The following is a 13,122-nucleotide window of genomic DNA, read 5'->3' as shown; positions in this document are numbered from 1 at the left end:
CCCAGGCCGACGTTGAACAAGGTGATCACCAGCGACATGATGCAGGACATCAGCAGCGCCATGAAGAAGGCGAACACGAAGCGCTGGTACTTGCGGTCGATCAGGGACATGTGCGGGCCGGCGGAAACGGGCCATTATTATGCGGCGCGGCGTCCGCCGGCGGCAATGCCGGCGCCCGGCGCATTCAGGCGCCTGTCACGTCAGAGCGCCGGCTCCGGCCGACGAACGAGCGCGTCATCGCGGCCTCAATCGGCCAGGGTGCCGCGGCCCTCGGCATCGACCCGCACACGGATCGATTCGTCGCCGTAGAAATCGGCGCGGGTGCCGAACTCGCCGGTGGCCTCCAGGTCGGCCTCTTCCACGCTCCAGCAGATACCGTCGCGCTCGATGGACACGGCGTAGCCGTAGCCGCCCTCGTCATCTTCGGAACGGCCGAGCACGGCGCCGCGTTGGCCGTGGATTTCGGCCAGCGCCGGATTGTCGGCGCGCACGCGCACGTATTCGTAGAACTGGAATTTCGGTTCGGCCATGCTTGCGTATCCCTGCGGTGGAAGCGGCGCCGCCGCGCCGGAGTCCAGTGTAACCGTAAATGCCGTTCGGGCCGGCTCGCGCGTGCCGCTCAGCGCGGCTCCGGCCGGCTCAGCAGGAAGGCCGCCACGCCGGTGAAGAACAGGCCGATGCCGGCCAGCAGCCAAGGGTTGTCGAGCCGGCGGTACATCAACGCCCAGCTGGCCGCGAGCATCAGCACCGCGATGAGCTTGCTTTTGCGCGAGACCGCCCGCTGCGTCTCCCAGTCGATCAGCAGCTTGCCGAAGCGCGGATGGCCGTACAGCCAGCGGTGCAGACGCTCCGAGCCGCGGGCCGAAAACCAGGCGGCCAGCAGCAGGAAGGGCACGGTCGGCAGGCCCGGCAGCACCACGCCGATGAAGGCCAGGGCCAGGCAGGCATACGCCAGCAGTAGCGCCAGATAACGCGGCATCGCGCTGGTCCGGCCGGGTTCAGCTGCCCCAATCGGTGAAGATGCCGACGGCCAGCTCGGCCCAGACATACAGGAACGCCGCCGCCACCAGCAGGGCCGCCGGCAGCCGGTGCTTTTCCTTCACCTGTCGGGCGATCAGCACGAACACGCTGCCGGCGGTGAAGATCAGCCCGCCCATCACGATGAAGTCGGTGGCGTCCCAGTCCACCTCGGCGGTGAACTGCATGGCGACCAGCGGGATCAGCAGCAGCGCGCCGGTGGCCGCGGCCAGCCAGGCGAACACGCGGTTGTGCATCAGCAAGTTGTTGGCGGCGGCGATCATGGGTCTGTCCTCGTGGATGGCGGAGAATGCGCGGGTGTCCGGTTCATTTCCGGATGTCGGTCGGCTGTTCCAGCTGGTAGATGGCGTCCTGGATGTCGTCCAGCCTGGCCGACAGCGCGGCCTGGGCGTCCTGCAGGCCGCGGTTGTAATAATACGCGCCCAGCTCCCGGGAAACGAAATCGATCAGGAATTCGGCGTCGAACTGGCCGATCGGCTGCCCGAGCTCCTCGTTGAAGTACAGCTGGACCTTGCGCACCAAGGCCGCTTTTTCGTCTTTGCTGAAATCGATGTTTGACATGGGCCTGATGAATCAAGCGGCGGCGGCCGCGTATGGTTCCAATTTTAAGCAGATAACCGGGCGGTTGCGCGTTGGCGGCTTACATGCCGCGTTCGGGGTCGTAGGCGTTGCCGAACGGCTGGCCGTTGAAGGTGTGCGTGCAGCATCTGCAGCTCGGGAACAGGGTGTCCGGGCCGATCGCCGGATTGACCCGGCGCAGGAGGCCGGCGTCGTCCACGTACAGGCCGCTGAAATAGGACGATTCGCCGGTGCGCACGTATTCGCGGCGCTCGCCCTCGTGGCGGGCCACCAGCTGGAAGATCGGGTCCGGCCGGTCCAGGCGCGCCACCGCTTCGCGGTGGACCGCCTCCCAAGGTTGCCCGACCCTGGACAGCAGGAAGCGGAACAGCGGCGTGTAGTCCAGGCCGCGCTGCTGCGTGCCGTGCATCGATTGCCGGGTCAGCTCCGGATCGCGCCCGCCCTTGGCGTTGCGGCGGTCGCGGTAGTCGCCGCCCTGCCGGTGGTGCACGCCCCGGGCGCGGGTGTTGACCTTTCGGTACAGCGGTTCTTTGTGCATGGGCATCCGTGCGGGTCGGTGGCGGGGTCGTGGTCAGCGGTATCCGTATATCCAGATCGCGTCATCGGCCTGTTCGTATGCCTGGCCCAGCGCCTGCAGGGCGCGTACCAGTTCGGCCTCGCAATCGACCGGGGTTTCGGGCAGCCGCCGGGCGACGTGCCGGAGGTAGCGCGGGCGGATCCGGATCCATTCGACCGAGAACAGGGGCAGCAGTCCTTCGTCCCAATCGCCGTGGTAGGCCACGTCCGCCTCGAAGGCGGCCGGCTCCGGCTCGGCCTGCAGTAGGTCCTTGCGCTGGTACGGCGGGGGAAACGGCAGTTTGGCGATTTCGGCCAGCAGTTCCCGCCATTTGGTGTCGTTCATGCAGGCGGCGAGCCCGCGTTTCGCCGCTTCCGCACGGACCGCGCGTTTGTGCTTGTCTTCGTCGTACATGGTCGGCAGGGCGTTGGCTTGGGCGGCAGCCGCCGCGGGTAGGCCCAATTTAACCGGAAATCGGCGTGCGTGTGCGTTGCCGGTGGCGGTCGCGCGCGGCCTTGGCCGCCAGCAGACCCAGACCGAGAACGCCGGCTCCGGCGCAGGCCAGATGCAGGGCGTCGATGCCGATGGCGTGCAGCAAGGGGTTGCCGGCACCGAGCGGCCACCACGGCCGCATGTCGGCATGCATCACGGCGTCCAGCAGGATATGCGAGAAGGTGCCCAGGTAGGCGCCGGCGAACGCCGCGCGCCAGGTGATCGGCGCATGCGGGATCTTCAGTATGTCCAGCACCCGCGCGCTGACCGGTTTTCCGCTAAGCCAGGCCAGGCTGCCGATGACCAGCGCGCCGGCCACGGTATGGCTTGGGCCGTGCAACACCGGCGTGTCCTGCAGGATGCCGAGCAGGGGTTCGATGTCCATCAACACCTGCGCGCCGCCGAACACCATAAAGCTGACGCGGTGCCCGCCCAAGGCCTTGAACGCCAGGCCCGGGCCGAGATGGATGGGCGTGAAGGGCATGGCGCGGCTCAGGGCCTTACGACGACGGCGAACAGGGCATCGGTAGCGCGAAGCCGCCGGCCTTGACCAGGGCGATGCGGTCGGTCGAGTCGAAGGCGATGACCACATCGGCGCGGTTTCCGTCGCGCCGCGACGGATCGGACCAAGGTACCTGTGCCTGGCTGATGAGCAGGTGCGGCGGGTTCCAGACCGCGGTGCCGGCCCCGTCCCAGCAGCCGGTATAGGCGCAGACCGAGAAACCGCCGTCCGTGCCGAAGCGCACGTCCAGCGGCGTGATGCCATCGTCCGCCGCCGTGCAGTCGCCGGCATGGCACTGTACTTCGAGCGTGTTCCGGCAATGCCAGCTTTCGGCACGCAAGGGTGCGGCGAAGGCCGCGGCATACAGTGCGCATGCCATCAGTCCGGATTTGGCCGGGCATCCTCCCCGTCGGCGGCGACGCATCAGCGGTCGGCCGGCAGCGAGTCGGTTTCGGTTTGGGTCACGACCGCGCCGTCGCGCACCTCGATCAACAGGTAGCGCTCGAAGCGCGACTCGTACCCCATGTGCACGTATTCGATTTCCTTGCCGCGCGGGATGACCAGGCGGCCGCTGAACCAACTGGCGTGGACCGGCCCCGTGCTGCCGGGCAGCAGGGTGTCCAGCGGCACGGCGCGGGGCTCGCGGTTGCAGGGGTCCACGTGCAGCGCCACCAGGTACAGCTTGTCCTCGCGCAGCTCCCAGTCGGCCATATAGCCGCGCCAGGACGCCGAGCAGGACGCGCTGAGCAACGGCGCCAAGCGCTCCCAGACTTCCGGTTTCTTCAGCTGCGGGCCGAGCGGGTGGGCGAACAGCGCCTCCTGCGCGGTGCCGATGCGGATGCGGTCCGGAATCTGGGCGGTGGCCATGGCGGTACCGCTGAGCGCCAGACCGGCGAGCAGGACAAGGTGCGGCAGGTTCCGATGTGGCGTCTTATTCATCATTTCACCGAAGCGTTGGTCGATATGCGGCGCTGCCGCGGATGAGGTCAGTGTAATCCAGAATCCGGCGCGTCAGACCGCTCCGCCGCCGAGGGTGGCCTGCCGGCGCCGCGACAGGCCGGACAGGGCCTTGTCATAGGACCAGTCGATCAGTTCCTGCAGGTAGTCGGCCGGCACCGTGCCGACGTCGACCACCGTGACCCAGCGGAATTTCGCCAAGTAGCGGGCCGGCTTGATGCCCGGCACGTCGGTCAGTTCCAGGAAGCGCTCCGGGCTGGTGCGGAAGCTGAAGCGCCATTGCTCCGGCTCGCTGGTCTTGAAGTAGGCGAACTTGCGGCCACCGACGTAATAGACCAGCACATTGCTGGGCGGTCCGTAGGTCTTGGCCGTGGCGCCGGGGTAGCGGCTGCACAGCGCTTTGACGGCGGCGACATCCATGCGGCGCCTACCCGATCACCGCGGGCGGCAGGTAGATGGTGAATTCGTTGAGCGGCTCGATCAGCACGCTGTATGGCGATTGCTGTTCGGCCTCGCGCACCAGGCCGAGCCGCGACAGCAGGTCGAAGCGGGCCGATAGCAGCCTGGCCGGCTTGACCGCCAGCTCCGCGTGCCAGACGCGATAGGTGCCCAATTTGCCGTCCCGCCGGTGGTAAAAGCCGGCCAAGGGGTGGGTGAGGTAGACGCGGGCGGATTCGCTATCCGGAAAGCCGGGGAAATCGAAGTGCTCGTCTCCGGATTGGGCCAGCTCGACCGCCGCGTCGGCCCAGTCCGAGCGCGTATGCATCCGGTAGCGCGCGTAGGTTCCGGTGGCCTGGTCGAAAACGCAGTCGAAGCGCACCGTGCCGGCATGCCAGGGCAGTTTCCAGGCATGCCTGGGCACCAGCAGCGTCCAGGAATCCAGCGTGGTTCCGAGGAACCAGACGCAGCGCTCGCCGGATTCGGTATCGATGATGTAGATGCGGTAGTTGGTCTGCCCCATGGTGAATTTGGGGAACGGGAACACCGCGGAGGTGAAATCGACATCGACGAACGGCACCACCGACAGCAGGCCCATCGCGCATCCGTCGATATCGACGGTGTCGAGCCGGAAGCGTGCCGGGAACAGGCCGTGGAAGCGCTCGGCCGGTACGGCATAGGTGATGATGGCGAAATGCCGCAGGCCGCATTGCACGTCGATGCCGCGCGGCGCCGGCCGCGGGGTCAGGTAGTCCGCGAGCTTGCGCGCATCCTGTACGCTCATCGCGCGCCGCCGCGGTGGCCGAAGCGCATGCCGGCCTGCGCGGCCTCAAGCCCGGGGTTCATGGGGTTTTCTCGTCGTTTGCGGCCGAACCGGGTTTGTTGCGTGCCAGCAGCCCGGCGCCAAAGGCCGTGAGCAAGGTGCCGAGGGCGGCGAAAAACAGGCCGACGGTGAACAGGAACCACAGCGTGCCGTTCCAGCCCGAGAAGTTCAACGACGGATTGCGGGCCAGCACGATCGACACCGGCAGCCACAGGACGGAAGCCGCCAGCACGATGGCGGCGATGCGGCCCAGCACCTTGCGCTCCTTGGCCAGCAGATAGGCGGCGCCGGAAATGCCCAGGAACAGGGTGGCGGCCAGCACATTGCCCAGCGGCAGTTCGCCGGGCAATACGTAATTCAGGTAATCCGCGCCGGTCAGCACGGCATACAGCGAGAACGCGGCCAGGAGCAAGAGCGCAGCGGCATAGAGCGGGGTTCGGGCCGACATCACCGAGCGCAGGTCCTGCACGGCGCGTTGCCGGGCCTTGGGCGATTTGATGTGGCCGGGCAGGCGGCTGAGCCAGTGGCTGTTCGGGCCATGCCCGCCCTGGCGGCGGGCGGACAGCCGGCGCGAGGTGGGCAGGGGCGTGCGGCCGAGGATATCGATGCACTCGCCGAGCTGGTGCGCGGAAGAGAAGCGGAACACGAAGCCCTGCGATTCGATGCAGAGTACCGGGTAGCCGTTCCGGCCTTCGGGCTGCGGCGCCGGCGGCTCATAGCGTTCGGCCGCGCGCCAGGCGACGCCCGGCGGCTCCACATGCACCCAGTAGGCCATGGGCTCGTTGCGCCAGTCGCTGACGTGCTCGATCCAGTGGCGGGCGGGTTTTCCCATGGCGGTTTCGGTTGCGATCGGGCGGCGGCGCCGCGGACGCCTTCAGTGTAGCCGCAATGCGGACGCCTGCGGCGTCAGGCGCGCGGAAGCACGTCGCGGGTCAGCGCGTTGCGCCGGTCACCGGTGTTCAGGGTGCCGGCCGGCTCGAACAGTAGCACGCAGGATTCCTCCAGCGCCACCGGCTGATGCGCGGTGCCCTTGGGCACGATGAGGAACTCCCCGGGCTCAAGCACCACCTCGCGGTCGCGCAGGCGGATGAGCAGCTTGCCGGACACCAGCAGGAACAGCTCGTCTTCGTCCTAGTACGCGTGCCAGACGAATTCGCCACTGAACTTCGCGAGCTTCACGTGCTGGCCGTTGAGTTCGCCGGTGATGCGCGGACTCCAGAATTCGTCGATCAGCCCGAACTTTTCCTGCAGGTTCACCTTATCCATCGCTGTGGTTCCTGATCGTGATCGGCGTGCGGCCTACGCCGCGCACTTGCGCGCGATATACATGTCGTAGCTGTAGCAGGCCCGGTACTTCGGACCTCCTCGACGATGGCGCGGGCCTTGCCGTCGTCGCCGTGGCGTGCCAGGAAGCCTGCGAACGCGCCAGCCAGCGGGGTGTAGTAGTTTTCCAGCCAGCAGCCCGCCCGGCTTTAGGTAACGCCGCCATTCCGAGACGCCCCGTTCGAAACCGATGTGGTAGATGGCGCTTCGGGCCAAATGGCATCGAATTCGCCGTCCGCGAACTGAAGCCGCTCCATCGGTATCGGCGATTTTCAGGGGCGTGCGGCGGGCCGTTCATCCGCCTCGGCCACGGCCCAGGCGAACGCCAGCATCGCCATGCCCGCCATGCTGGCGAACAGCGCGAGAGCGGGTGCCGAGGCCTGCCCGGACAGCCAATCCTGCCAGGCGGCATGCACGATCGGGGCCGAGCGCAGGCTGAGCCAGCATACGGCGATGCCGGACAGGGATCCGACAAGCAAGGGCCACCGGCTACGCCGCGGCGGGGCAGGCAAGCGGCCCATCACGCTATCGCTGAAGCCGTTGTCCGGCACGGGCCCCTCGAACTGCCTGTGCAGCAGGGCGTCGATGTCGTCATTCATGTCGTTGTTCATAGGCCACGCTCCTCCTGAGAGCTTGTCTGCCAATCCGCCAGCAGCGCGCGTAACTTGTCCTTGCCGCGCTTGGCGTGCGACTTCACCGTGCCGAGCGGCATCGCCAGCACATAGGCGGCTTCATCATGGCTCAATCCGAGCTGCACCACATGCGCCAGCACCGTTCGCTCGGGTGCGGAGAGGCGGTCCATCGCGCGGTCGATATCGAGCCGGAGTTCGGCGGGCGCGCGCGGCGACGCCTGCTGCTCAAGCGTCCCGCTGTCCGCTCCGCCCGCATCCGGCGACCGCTTGCGGCGGGCCTGAAGAAAGCAGGCGTACGCGATGCGGTAGAGCCAGGTGGAGAATCGCGAATCGCCGCGGAACTGATGCAGCTTCCGCCACGCCAGCAGGAACGTCTCCTGCGCGAGGTCGTCGGCCTCGGCGTTGTCGCCATGGGTCAAGCGCCGCAACTGCGCCCGCACCATGCCTTGGTGCCTTCGCAGGAGCTGTTCGAACGCGCGCCGGTCGCCGGTCAGCTGGACCCTGGCCACCAACGCGCGGTCGATTTGCGCTTCGGCGGCGGAATCAGGCACGAATGTCGTCGCGCTGGTTGAGCCGCCAGTTCACAAGGTAGCCGAGCCCGGTCATCAGCGGCGGCAGGCCGAGCCCCCACAGGCCGGCAATGCGCTGCCCGCTGTGGAATTCGAACGGCAGCGCCAGGAACATCGCCGTCAGGCCGAGTCCGCCGCCGATCAGCACCAGGGCGCGGCGGCGATCGGTGTCCGCGCTGCGCGGCTCGACCAGCAGGTCATGCGGAAGCTCCACGCCCTTCTCGGCGAGTTGCAGCAGTGTGTGGTAACGCTGCCTGCTCTGTTCCGAGCGGTAGCGCAGGAAGATCACCAGGATCGCGATGGGCGTGATCATGATCACGGCCGGGATGAACAGCATTACGAATTCCACGGGGCTTGCTCCTTATAAAGCGGCGAATGCACAGGATATACAGACCCGGACATCAGGGCTTGTCCGCGCCGGCGGCGAGCAGGTCAGCGATGCGTTCGCTCAACAGCATCGCGGTCGGCGTATCGCCTTGGTTGCTGGTCACGGCGACCGCCGCGCCGGTTTCCCAGACCATCGCCAGATTGGCGCTCATGCCCGGCGCGCCGCCGGCATGTCCGCGGATATGGCGTGCGTGCGAGATGCGGTCGCCGAATCCGGCGGCATAGAACCCGGGGCCCGCCGGCACGGCGTCCTCGAACATCTTCGCGAGCGTCGCGGGCTTCACCAGCTTGCCTGCACGCAGGGCCGCGGAGAACCGCAGCAGGTCGGCGTTGGTGGAGTAGCCGCCGCCTGCCGGGCTGCCCTTGAACGGCAGGGTCATCCAGTTGGCTTTCCAGGACGAGGCAAACGCGCCCTCCTTGAAATAGCCGGTCGCCAGTTGCGGCGTAGCGTCCTCCAGGCTGTCGAAGCCGCTGGAGGCCATGCCGGCCGGCACGAACACGTGGCGCTGGATGTAATCGAAGTAATTCTCGCCGGAGGCGTTTTCGATGATCCGCCCCAGCAGCACATAGCCGGCGTTGCTGTAATTGAAGCCTTCGCCCGGCTCAAACGCCTTGGGCTGGCGGGCGATGAGGTCCAGGTAGTCGCCCGGGTTGACGAACTTCTCGCGGCTCTGGAAGAACTCCGGGACGAAAAAGTCGTTCAGTCCCGCGGTGTGGTGCAGAAGCTGCCACACGGTAATCTTCGACGCCGCCGCGCGATCGGGGTATTCCGGCACCCGTTCGGCGAGCGTGGTGTCCCATCGCAGCTTGCCCGCGTCCACGAGCTGGGCGATCGCAACCGCGGTGAACATTTTGTTCATCGAGCCGATGCGGAACTTCGTCTGCCGGTCCAGCGCAACGCCGAAGCGGCGCTCGGCGAGCCCCCGGCATTCGTCGAAGACGATGCCCGTGCCGTCCGAGATGCTCAGGCATCCCGAAAAATCCGTCGTGCGCTCGAGCTGGTCCAGTGCGGTCTTGGCAAGCCGGGCGATATCGGCCTGCGAAGCGCCGGCGTCGGGCCATGCCGCATACAGCGCAGGATCGTCGACCGCGACCATGTCGGCCATGGCCAGTTTCCCGGGCTGTTCCGGGTCGGGTAGCAGCACCAGCGCAACGCGCTGCCCGGTGCGTCGTCCCTTGAGGGTCACCACGAGCATCCCGGGCGGGCCCTGGGTGCGGGCATCGACGAAGTCCACGCCGCCGCTGTCGCGTGCGGCGACGGCAAGCTGCGTGAGGAAGGCCGCCCGTTCATCGGCCCCCACCGAGGTGGACAGGATGGCGGGCGCCCACTGCCGGATGCCCGCGGCGCTATCGGCATTGATGTGCGCGATAACCTGCTTGCCGATATTGCCCGCGGCCGTATCCGGCAGGGTCGTGCTTATCGGGCTTGCGTTGGCTGGCTGGCCGGCGGCGCCCGCGAGTGCGAGGAGCAGGGAGAAAAGCGGCGAAACGAACACGGAAAGCCGGATTGCGTGCGGCATGGTCGAAATTCCTATTGGGGCCATAACGGCGTTTTTGTTGACTTCGACAGCTTAGATGCAGGCTATGGCGCATTTGGATGCACGCAGGGCGCCTAGGCATTCGATCCGTAGGCAAAGGCCCGGGATAGCCAGCGCTCCCGTGTCCTGGGCCTTGAATCCTTCACGGGGCCGAAATTGCTGACGGTGACGGGTTTGATGCCGCAGAATCCGAGAATGGTGCGCTTCATCTGGTGGTGTCCCGGCATCCGGTATACCCACCGGAAATACCAGGGGGGCGTATCCAGGGCGACCAGGAGGTGCGCCGAACGGCCGGCCAGCAGGCCATCGGCCATCAGCGAGCCTTTGCGGAACGTGAATGCGAATCCCGGCAGGAAGATGCGGTCGAAAAAACCCTTCAGCAGGGCGGGCATCGATCCCCACCAGATCGGATAGACGAAGACGAGGTGCTGCGCCCAGGCGATCGCCTCCTGAGCGGCCACCAGGTCGGGCTCAAGCGTCTGGATCCGTGCATAGCCGTCGTGGAGGACGGGGTCGAACCGGAGCGTGCCCAGGGAAATGCGCCGGACCTCGTTGCCCGACGCCTCGGCCCCCGTCGCGTAGGCCTGCGCCAGAGCGCCGCAAAGACTGTCCTCCGAGGGGTGTCCGAGGATGACGAGAATGCGTTTGTTCATGCCGGCTCCGTACCATAGGGAGCCTCAGTCTAAAGTCTGCCCTTAGGGGAAGAGTCAACAGGTTTCTCGCACGCCCAGGCGGAAGGCGAGTCCGCCAGGCGCTGCCGGAGTTCGTCCAGCAGTCCGATCTGCGTCCTTGCGGAATCGATCCGTTCTTGCAGGGCGTGCCGCTTGCGGCCGATCTGCTCGATGATGCCGTCAAAATCCGGCCGTTGCCCGGCGGGCGTCCTCGGCAGGGTGTCGGCCAGTTCCTTCAGCTTGAAGCCGAGCGACTGCGCGCACCGGATGGTCTGGACGATTCCGACGGTTTCCGGGGCATAGACGCGATAGGTGCCTTTGCGAATGGGCGCCGGAATAAGTCCCATCTCTTCGTAAAGGTAGATGGCCTTGCGCGATGCGCCGGTCCGCTTCGATAGGTCGCCGATATACATGTCGGGGTCTCCGATGTCGTCTGTCAATGTCTGGTGCCTGAGCCAAGGGCGCCGCAACGGCCTGTCGGAGGATTAGTCGTTCGGCAGCGGTGGCTTTCCGCTTTCGTTTAACCCTTTTACGGCCTGTTCCCAGGTAAGTCTCAGGAGTGACGCGTTCCCCGTTTCGCTGTGGCTCGAGACAACCAGCCTGGCTTCGCCGTATTCAGACATTAATGTTTTGGCGGACTTTGGCCAGGCCCCTAGGTTCGCGTCACTTAAATTGCCGAGGCCGTGGGGTTTGACGAAGCAGCCACCGAACAGGATTCTGCTCCCAGGCAGCCAAACCACCACATTGTCTTGGGTGTGGCCTGGGCCGGGATAAAAAATTTCAATTTCGTTTTCCACCAGCCAATAGCGGGTTCCGCCAAAGGTGCGGGTGGCCTGCGCCTTGCCGTCTGCTTGAAGCAGCGCATTCGTCAATTCAGATGCGTACGTGGGAATCGACCGGGAATTGAGCCACTCTATTCCGCCCGTGCTGTCGCTATGGAAGTGGGAGGAAACGGCGCCTTTGATTCCATAGCCGCGATCCACCAGCCAGTTCACCAGCTCTTCGGTATCCGCGGCGGTGAATGGGGTGTCAATCAGATAGGCGTCAGTGCCTGCAAGAACCACCAGCCCGTGTTTGGAGACAACGCCCCAGCCCTCAACTTCTTCGAACGAGGTATGGACATAGACGCCCTCTTCAAGCTTCTCGATCTTCAAGTCAGGCAAATCCGCTCCTGCGGCCGTCATATCCGCTCCTGCGGCCGTCATGCCGCAAAGGAGGCCTGCGCATAAAACAAATAATTTCTTCATGCCTGCCATCTTCCAAGGCCTGGGTCGAGAGGGGCCGCCAGCGGCTTCGGTTTGAGTGAATTGTATGGGCGAACCTGTATCAGTCACAAGCCTCGCCCAGGCGGACAAGCAGCCATCGGCCGTCCGCAAGCCTGAGCGTGAAACCGCCAACGCAGACGCCCGCCGTGTTGTAGTGGTAGCTCAGATCGTGCCCGGACGCCTCAACCGAAGCGCCGTATGCGAGACCCCGCAGCGGCTCGACGTGTCTCCGATCGACCAGTGCGAGGGCGGCGCCGGAGTCTTCGTCGAGCCCGTATCGCTCTACCGAAACAAGACGAGGCATGCGCCCGGTAGGCGCCCTGTTGCTGCAAAGCATGGCTCGGGCTATACCCCATGCGCCTTGCGGGTCTATGGCTTTGGTAAGGCGATCCGACGCCGCTTTTAGCCTGGCCAATTCACCTGGGATGCAGGCGGGCTGGAGGATCTCGCCCGTGTGGAAGTCCTGGATTGGCCCGGTAGGTGGCGTGGCGGCCGGCACACCGGTGCCGGCCGCAAGCAGGAATAGGGCTGTCGGGAGCTTCATGCGCGTCCTGAAGCCTGAATCAAGCCGTGCCGCGAGGCGGCGCGTCGGCCTGTACGAATCGTTAGTCCGCACGGGTGCCGGAGGCTCGGCGCGAATTGATGACCAGGAACAGGGTCGTAATTACCGTGGGGATGATGAGCCCCTTCAGATAGGAAAGCGGATGCGTACCCTCCAGGAAGCGGAATGGCAGGTCGAAGAAATACGCCCAATAGTGCGTGGCGATAAGCGTGGTGATGGCAATCCACATGCCATACAAGGCCGGCCGTTTGTTCAAGACCACCAGAACCAGGCTGGTGATGATGCAGACGCGAAGGATGGACTGTATGTGCCGATACAGGTCATACGTAGCGGCATTGCCAACATCGTAGATGTCCGTGCCGGTACCGAGATACAGGTCGTAGAGCGTGTATGTGTGGTAGAAAACCAGGAGGCCGGCGAGCGCACAAATCACCAGACGTCCGACAAGGCGTAACCCGTTAGATGCCGGCATGGTTTTTCCTGTCCTTGTAGTGGTGTCCGCATTGTGTGGCCGAGCGATTGAGTTAGGCGGCTGCCGCCGTGAGCCAGGTCAGTTTAACCATATTCCGGGGTGGCTGTCCGTTCGGATGAATTGTCAGCTGCTGCCGGCTTCTTGGCGCGCTTTGGACTTTCTGGCAAGAAACCACAGCGCGAGGCAAACGATGCCCCAAGCCACGAAAACATCCGAAAACCCGGCCCAGAAAGCCAAAGGGGTGGCAATGGTCCCAAAGAACGGCAGCGCGTATCCGTAAAGCCGGGCGCCCAGGTCGATTCCGAGCACTGTGCAGTC

22 protein-coding genes and 1 pseudogene are annotated in these 13,122 nt (G+C 65.7%); all 23 read right to left on the bottom strand.

Annotation, left to right across the window (positions count from 1 at the left end; translation table 11 throughout):
* Positions 1-245 precede the first annotated feature (245 nt).
* Entirely contained in the window at positions 246-530 is a 285-nt protein-coding gene (gene imm31, locus Q0W88_RS08610) for an Imm31 family immunity protein (protein WP_297802234.1), read from the bottom strand.
* Positions 531-619: 89 nt separating this feature from the next.
* Positions 620-979, bottom strand: coding sequence for a YbaN family protein (locus Q0W88_RS08605; RefSeq protein ID WP_297802231.1), 360 nt, complete (start codon positions 977-979; stop codon positions 620-622).
* 19 nt (positions 980-998) lie between these two features.
* Positions 999-1,301, bottom strand: coding sequence for a hypothetical protein (locus Q0W88_RS08600; RefSeq protein ID WP_297802228.1), 303 nt, complete (start codon positions 1,299-1,301; stop codon positions 999-1,001).
* Between the two features lie 43 nt (positions 1,302-1,344).
* Entirely contained in the window at positions 1,345-1,599 is a 255-nt protein-coding gene (locus Q0W88_RS08595; RefSeq protein WP_297802226.1) for a DUF2164 domain-containing protein, read from the bottom strand.
* A 79-nt stretch (positions 1,600-1,678) separates the two neighbouring features.
* A complete protein-coding gene (locus Q0W88_RS08590; RefSeq protein ID WP_297802223.1) occupies positions 1,679-2,155 on the bottom strand; it encodes a hypothetical protein in 477 nt (158 codons plus the stop codon).
* A 33-nt stretch (positions 2,156-2,188) separates the two neighbouring features.
* Positions 2,189-2,635 (bottom strand): DUF6678 family protein, encoded by a 447-nt coding sequence (locus Q0W88_RS08585; RefSeq protein WP_297802220.1) that lies wholly within the window; start codon positions 2,633-2,635, stop codon positions 2,189-2,191.
* A 1-nt stretch (position 2,636) separates the two neighbouring features.
* Positions 2,637-3,149, bottom strand: a complete 513-nt coding sequence (locus Q0W88_RS08580) for a hypothetical protein (RefSeq protein ID WP_297802217.1) — start codon at positions 3,147-3,149, stop codon at positions 2,637-2,639.
* A gap of 16 nt (positions 3,150-3,165) precedes the next feature.
* On the bottom strand, positions 3,166-3,546 hold the full coding sequence (locus tag Q0W88_RS08575) for a hypothetical protein (protein WP_297802213.1): 381 nt from the start codon (positions 3,544-3,546) through the stop codon (positions 3,166-3,168).
* A gap of 44 nt (positions 3,547-3,590) precedes the next feature.
* Complete coding sequence (locus tag Q0W88_RS08570) at positions 3,591-4,106, bottom strand: hypothetical protein (RefSeq protein WP_297802211.1); 516 nt, start codon at positions 4,104-4,106, stop codon at positions 3,591-3,593.
* A gap of 72 nt (positions 4,107-4,178) precedes the next feature.
* Positions 4,179-4,544 (bottom strand): MmcQ/YjbR family DNA-binding protein, encoded by a 366-nt coding sequence (locus Q0W88_RS08565; RefSeq protein WP_297802208.1) that lies wholly within the window; start codon positions 4,542-4,544, stop codon positions 4,179-4,181.
* 7 nt (positions 4,545-4,551) lie between these two features.
* Complete coding sequence (locus tag Q0W88_RS08560; protein WP_297802205.1) at positions 4,552-5,346, bottom strand: DUF2071 domain-containing protein; 795 nt, start codon at positions 5,344-5,346, stop codon at positions 4,552-4,554.
* A 58-nt stretch (positions 5,347-5,404) separates the two neighbouring features.
* Complete coding sequence (locus Q0W88_RS08555; RefSeq protein WP_297802202.1) at positions 5,405-6,217, bottom strand: hypothetical protein; 813 nt, start codon at positions 6,215-6,217, stop codon at positions 5,405-5,407.
* Between the two features lie 74 nt (positions 6,218-6,291).
* On the bottom strand, positions 6,292-6,504 hold the full coding sequence (locus Q0W88_RS08550; RefSeq protein ID WP_297802238.1) for a cupin domain-containing protein: 213 nt from the start codon (positions 6,502-6,504) through the stop codon (positions 6,292-6,294).
* A gap of 12 nt (positions 6,505-6,516) precedes the next feature.
* Positions 6,517-6,651, bottom strand: coding sequence for a hypothetical protein (locus Q0W88_RS08545; RefSeq protein WP_297802199.1), 135 nt, complete (start codon positions 6,649-6,651; stop codon positions 6,517-6,519).
* 329 nt (positions 6,652-6,980) lie between these two features.
* Entirely contained in the window at positions 6,981-7,319 is a 339-nt protein-coding gene (locus Q0W88_RS08540; RefSeq protein ID WP_297802196.1) for a hypothetical protein, read from the bottom strand.
* Positions 7,316-7,891 (bottom strand): sigma-70 family RNA polymerase sigma factor, encoded by a 576-nt coding sequence (locus tag Q0W88_RS08535; protein WP_297802193.1) that lies wholly within the window; start codon positions 7,889-7,891, stop codon positions 7,316-7,318. The genes Q0W88_RS08540 and Q0W88_RS08535 overlap by 4 nt, the downstream gene beginning before the upstream one ends.
* Positions 7,884-8,246 (bottom strand): DUF6249 domain-containing protein, encoded by a 363-nt coding sequence (locus Q0W88_RS08530; protein WP_297802190.1) that lies wholly within the window; start codon positions 8,244-8,246, stop codon positions 7,884-7,886. Before Q0W88_RS08530 ends, Q0W88_RS08535 begins: the two co-directional genes overlap by 8 nt.
* Positions 8,247-8,310: 64 nt before the next feature.
* Positions 8,311-9,816: a serine hydrolase domain-containing protein gene (locus Q0W88_RS08525; protein ID WP_297802187.1), complete on the bottom strand. Its 1,506-nt coding sequence runs from the start codon at positions 9,814-9,816 to the stop codon at positions 8,311-8,313.
* 92 nt (positions 9,817-9,908) lie between these two features.
* Complete coding sequence (locus Q0W88_RS08520) at positions 9,909-10,487, bottom strand: NAD(P)H-dependent oxidoreductase (protein ID WP_297802183.1); 579 nt, start codon at positions 10,485-10,487, stop codon at positions 9,909-9,911.
* A gap of 29 nt (positions 10,488-10,516) precedes the next feature.
* Positions 10,517-10,918, bottom strand: a complete 402-nt coding sequence (locus Q0W88_RS08515) for a MerR family transcriptional regulator (protein ID WP_297802180.1) — start codon at positions 10,916-10,918, stop codon at positions 10,517-10,519.
* A 72-nt stretch (positions 10,919-10,990) separates the two neighbouring features.
* Positions 10,991-11,668, bottom strand: a pseudogene (blaDIM, locus tag Q0W88_RS08510) (DIM/SIM/IMP family subclass B1 metallo-beta-lactamase); the annotation flags it as partial.
* Positions 11,669-12,375: 707 nt separating this feature from the next.
* The gene (locus Q0W88_RS08505) at positions 12,376-12,804 is read right to left on the bottom strand and encodes a hypothetical protein (RefSeq protein ID WP_297802177.1); all 429 of its coding nucleotides are present in this window, start codon (positions 12,802-12,804) and stop codon (positions 12,376-12,378) included.
* Positions 12,805-12,927: 123 nt separating this feature from the next.
* Positions 12,928-13,122: hypothetical protein (locus Q0W88_RS08500; protein ID WP_297802173.1), on the bottom strand; the 195-nt coding region annotated here is incomplete at its 5' end.

This window comes from Arenimonas sp. GDDSR-1 (assembly GCF_025980345.1).
Taxonomy (GTDB): domain Bacteria; phylum Pseudomonadota; class Gammaproteobacteria; order Xanthomonadales; family Xanthomonadaceae; genus Arenimonas.
This window is presented reverse-complemented; position numbering and strand designations above follow the sequence as displayed.

What these genes read in the sequence shown, in the direction of transcription:
- imm31 (WP_297802234.1), bottom strand. Translation starts at nt 530, where the DNA reads ATGGCCGAACCGAAATTCCAGTTCTACGAATACGTGCGCGTGCGCGCC.
- Q0W88_RS08605 (WP_297802231.1), bottom strand. Translation starts at nt 979, where the DNA reads ATGCCGCGTTATCTGGCGCTACTGCTGGCGTATGCCTGCCTGGCCCTG.
- Q0W88_RS08600 (WP_297802228.1), bottom strand. Translation starts at nt 1,301, where the DNA reads ATGATCGCCGCCGCCAACAACTTGCTGATGCACAACCGCGTGTTCGCC.
- Q0W88_RS08595 (WP_297802226.1), bottom strand. Translation starts at nt 1,599, where the DNA reads ATGTCAAACATCGATTTCAGCAAAGACGAAAAAGCGGCCTTGGTGCGC.
- Q0W88_RS08590 (WP_297802223.1), bottom strand. Translation starts at nt 2,155, where the DNA reads ATGCACAAAGAACCGCTGTACCGAAAGGTCAACACCCGCGCCCGGGGC.
- Q0W88_RS08580 (WP_297802217.1), bottom strand. Translation starts at nt 3,149, where the DNA reads ATGCCCTTCACGCCCATCCATCTCGGCCCGGGCCTGGCGTTCAAGGCC.
- Q0W88_RS08575 (WP_297802213.1), bottom strand. Translation starts at nt 3,546, where the DNA reads ATGGCATGCGCACTGTATGCCGCGGCCTTCGCCGCACCCTTGCGTGCC.
- Q0W88_RS08570 (WP_297802211.1), bottom strand. Translation starts at nt 4,106, where the DNA reads ATGAATAAGACGCCACATCGGAACCTGCCGCACCTTGTCCTGCTCGCC.
- Q0W88_RS08565 (WP_297802208.1), bottom strand. Translation starts at nt 4,544, where the DNA reads ATGGATGTCGCCGCCGTCAAAGCGCTGTGCAGCCGCTACCCCGGCGCC.
- Q0W88_RS08560 (WP_297802205.1), bottom strand. Translation starts at nt 5,346, where the DNA reads ATGAGCGTACAGGATGCGCGCAAGCTCGCGGACTACCTGACCCCGCGG.
- Q0W88_RS08555 (WP_297802202.1), bottom strand. Translation starts at nt 6,217, where the DNA reads ATGGGAAAACCCGCCCGCCACTGGATCGAGCACGTCAGCGACTGGCGC.
- Q0W88_RS08545 (WP_297802199.1), bottom strand. Translation starts at nt 6,651, where the DNA reads ATGGATAAGGTGAACCTGCAGGAAAAGTTCGGGCTGATCGACGAATTC.
- Q0W88_RS08540 (WP_297802196.1), bottom strand. Translation starts at nt 7,319, where the DNA reads ATGAACAACGACATGAATGACGACATCGACGCCCTGCTGCACAGGCAG.
- Q0W88_RS08530 (WP_297802190.1), bottom strand. Translation starts at nt 8,246, where the DNA reads ATGCTGTTCATCCCGGCCGTGATCATGATCACGCCCATCGCGATCCTG.
- Q0W88_RS08525 (WP_297802187.1), bottom strand. Translation starts at nt 9,816, where the DNA reads ATGCCGCACGCAATCCGGCTTTCCGTGTTCGTTTCGCCGCTTTTCTCC.
- Q0W88_RS08520 (WP_297802183.1), bottom strand. Translation starts at nt 10,487, where the DNA reads ATGAACAAACGCATTCTCGTCATCCTCGGACACCCCTCGGAGGACAGT.
- Q0W88_RS08515 (WP_297802180.1), bottom strand. Translation starts at nt 10,918, where the DNA reads ATGTATATCGGCGACCTATCGAAGCGGACCGGCGCATCGCGCAAGGCC.
- Q0W88_RS08505 (WP_297802177.1), bottom strand. Translation starts at nt 12,804, where the DNA reads ATGCCGGCATCTAACGGGTTACGCCTTGTCGGACGTCTGGTGATTTGT.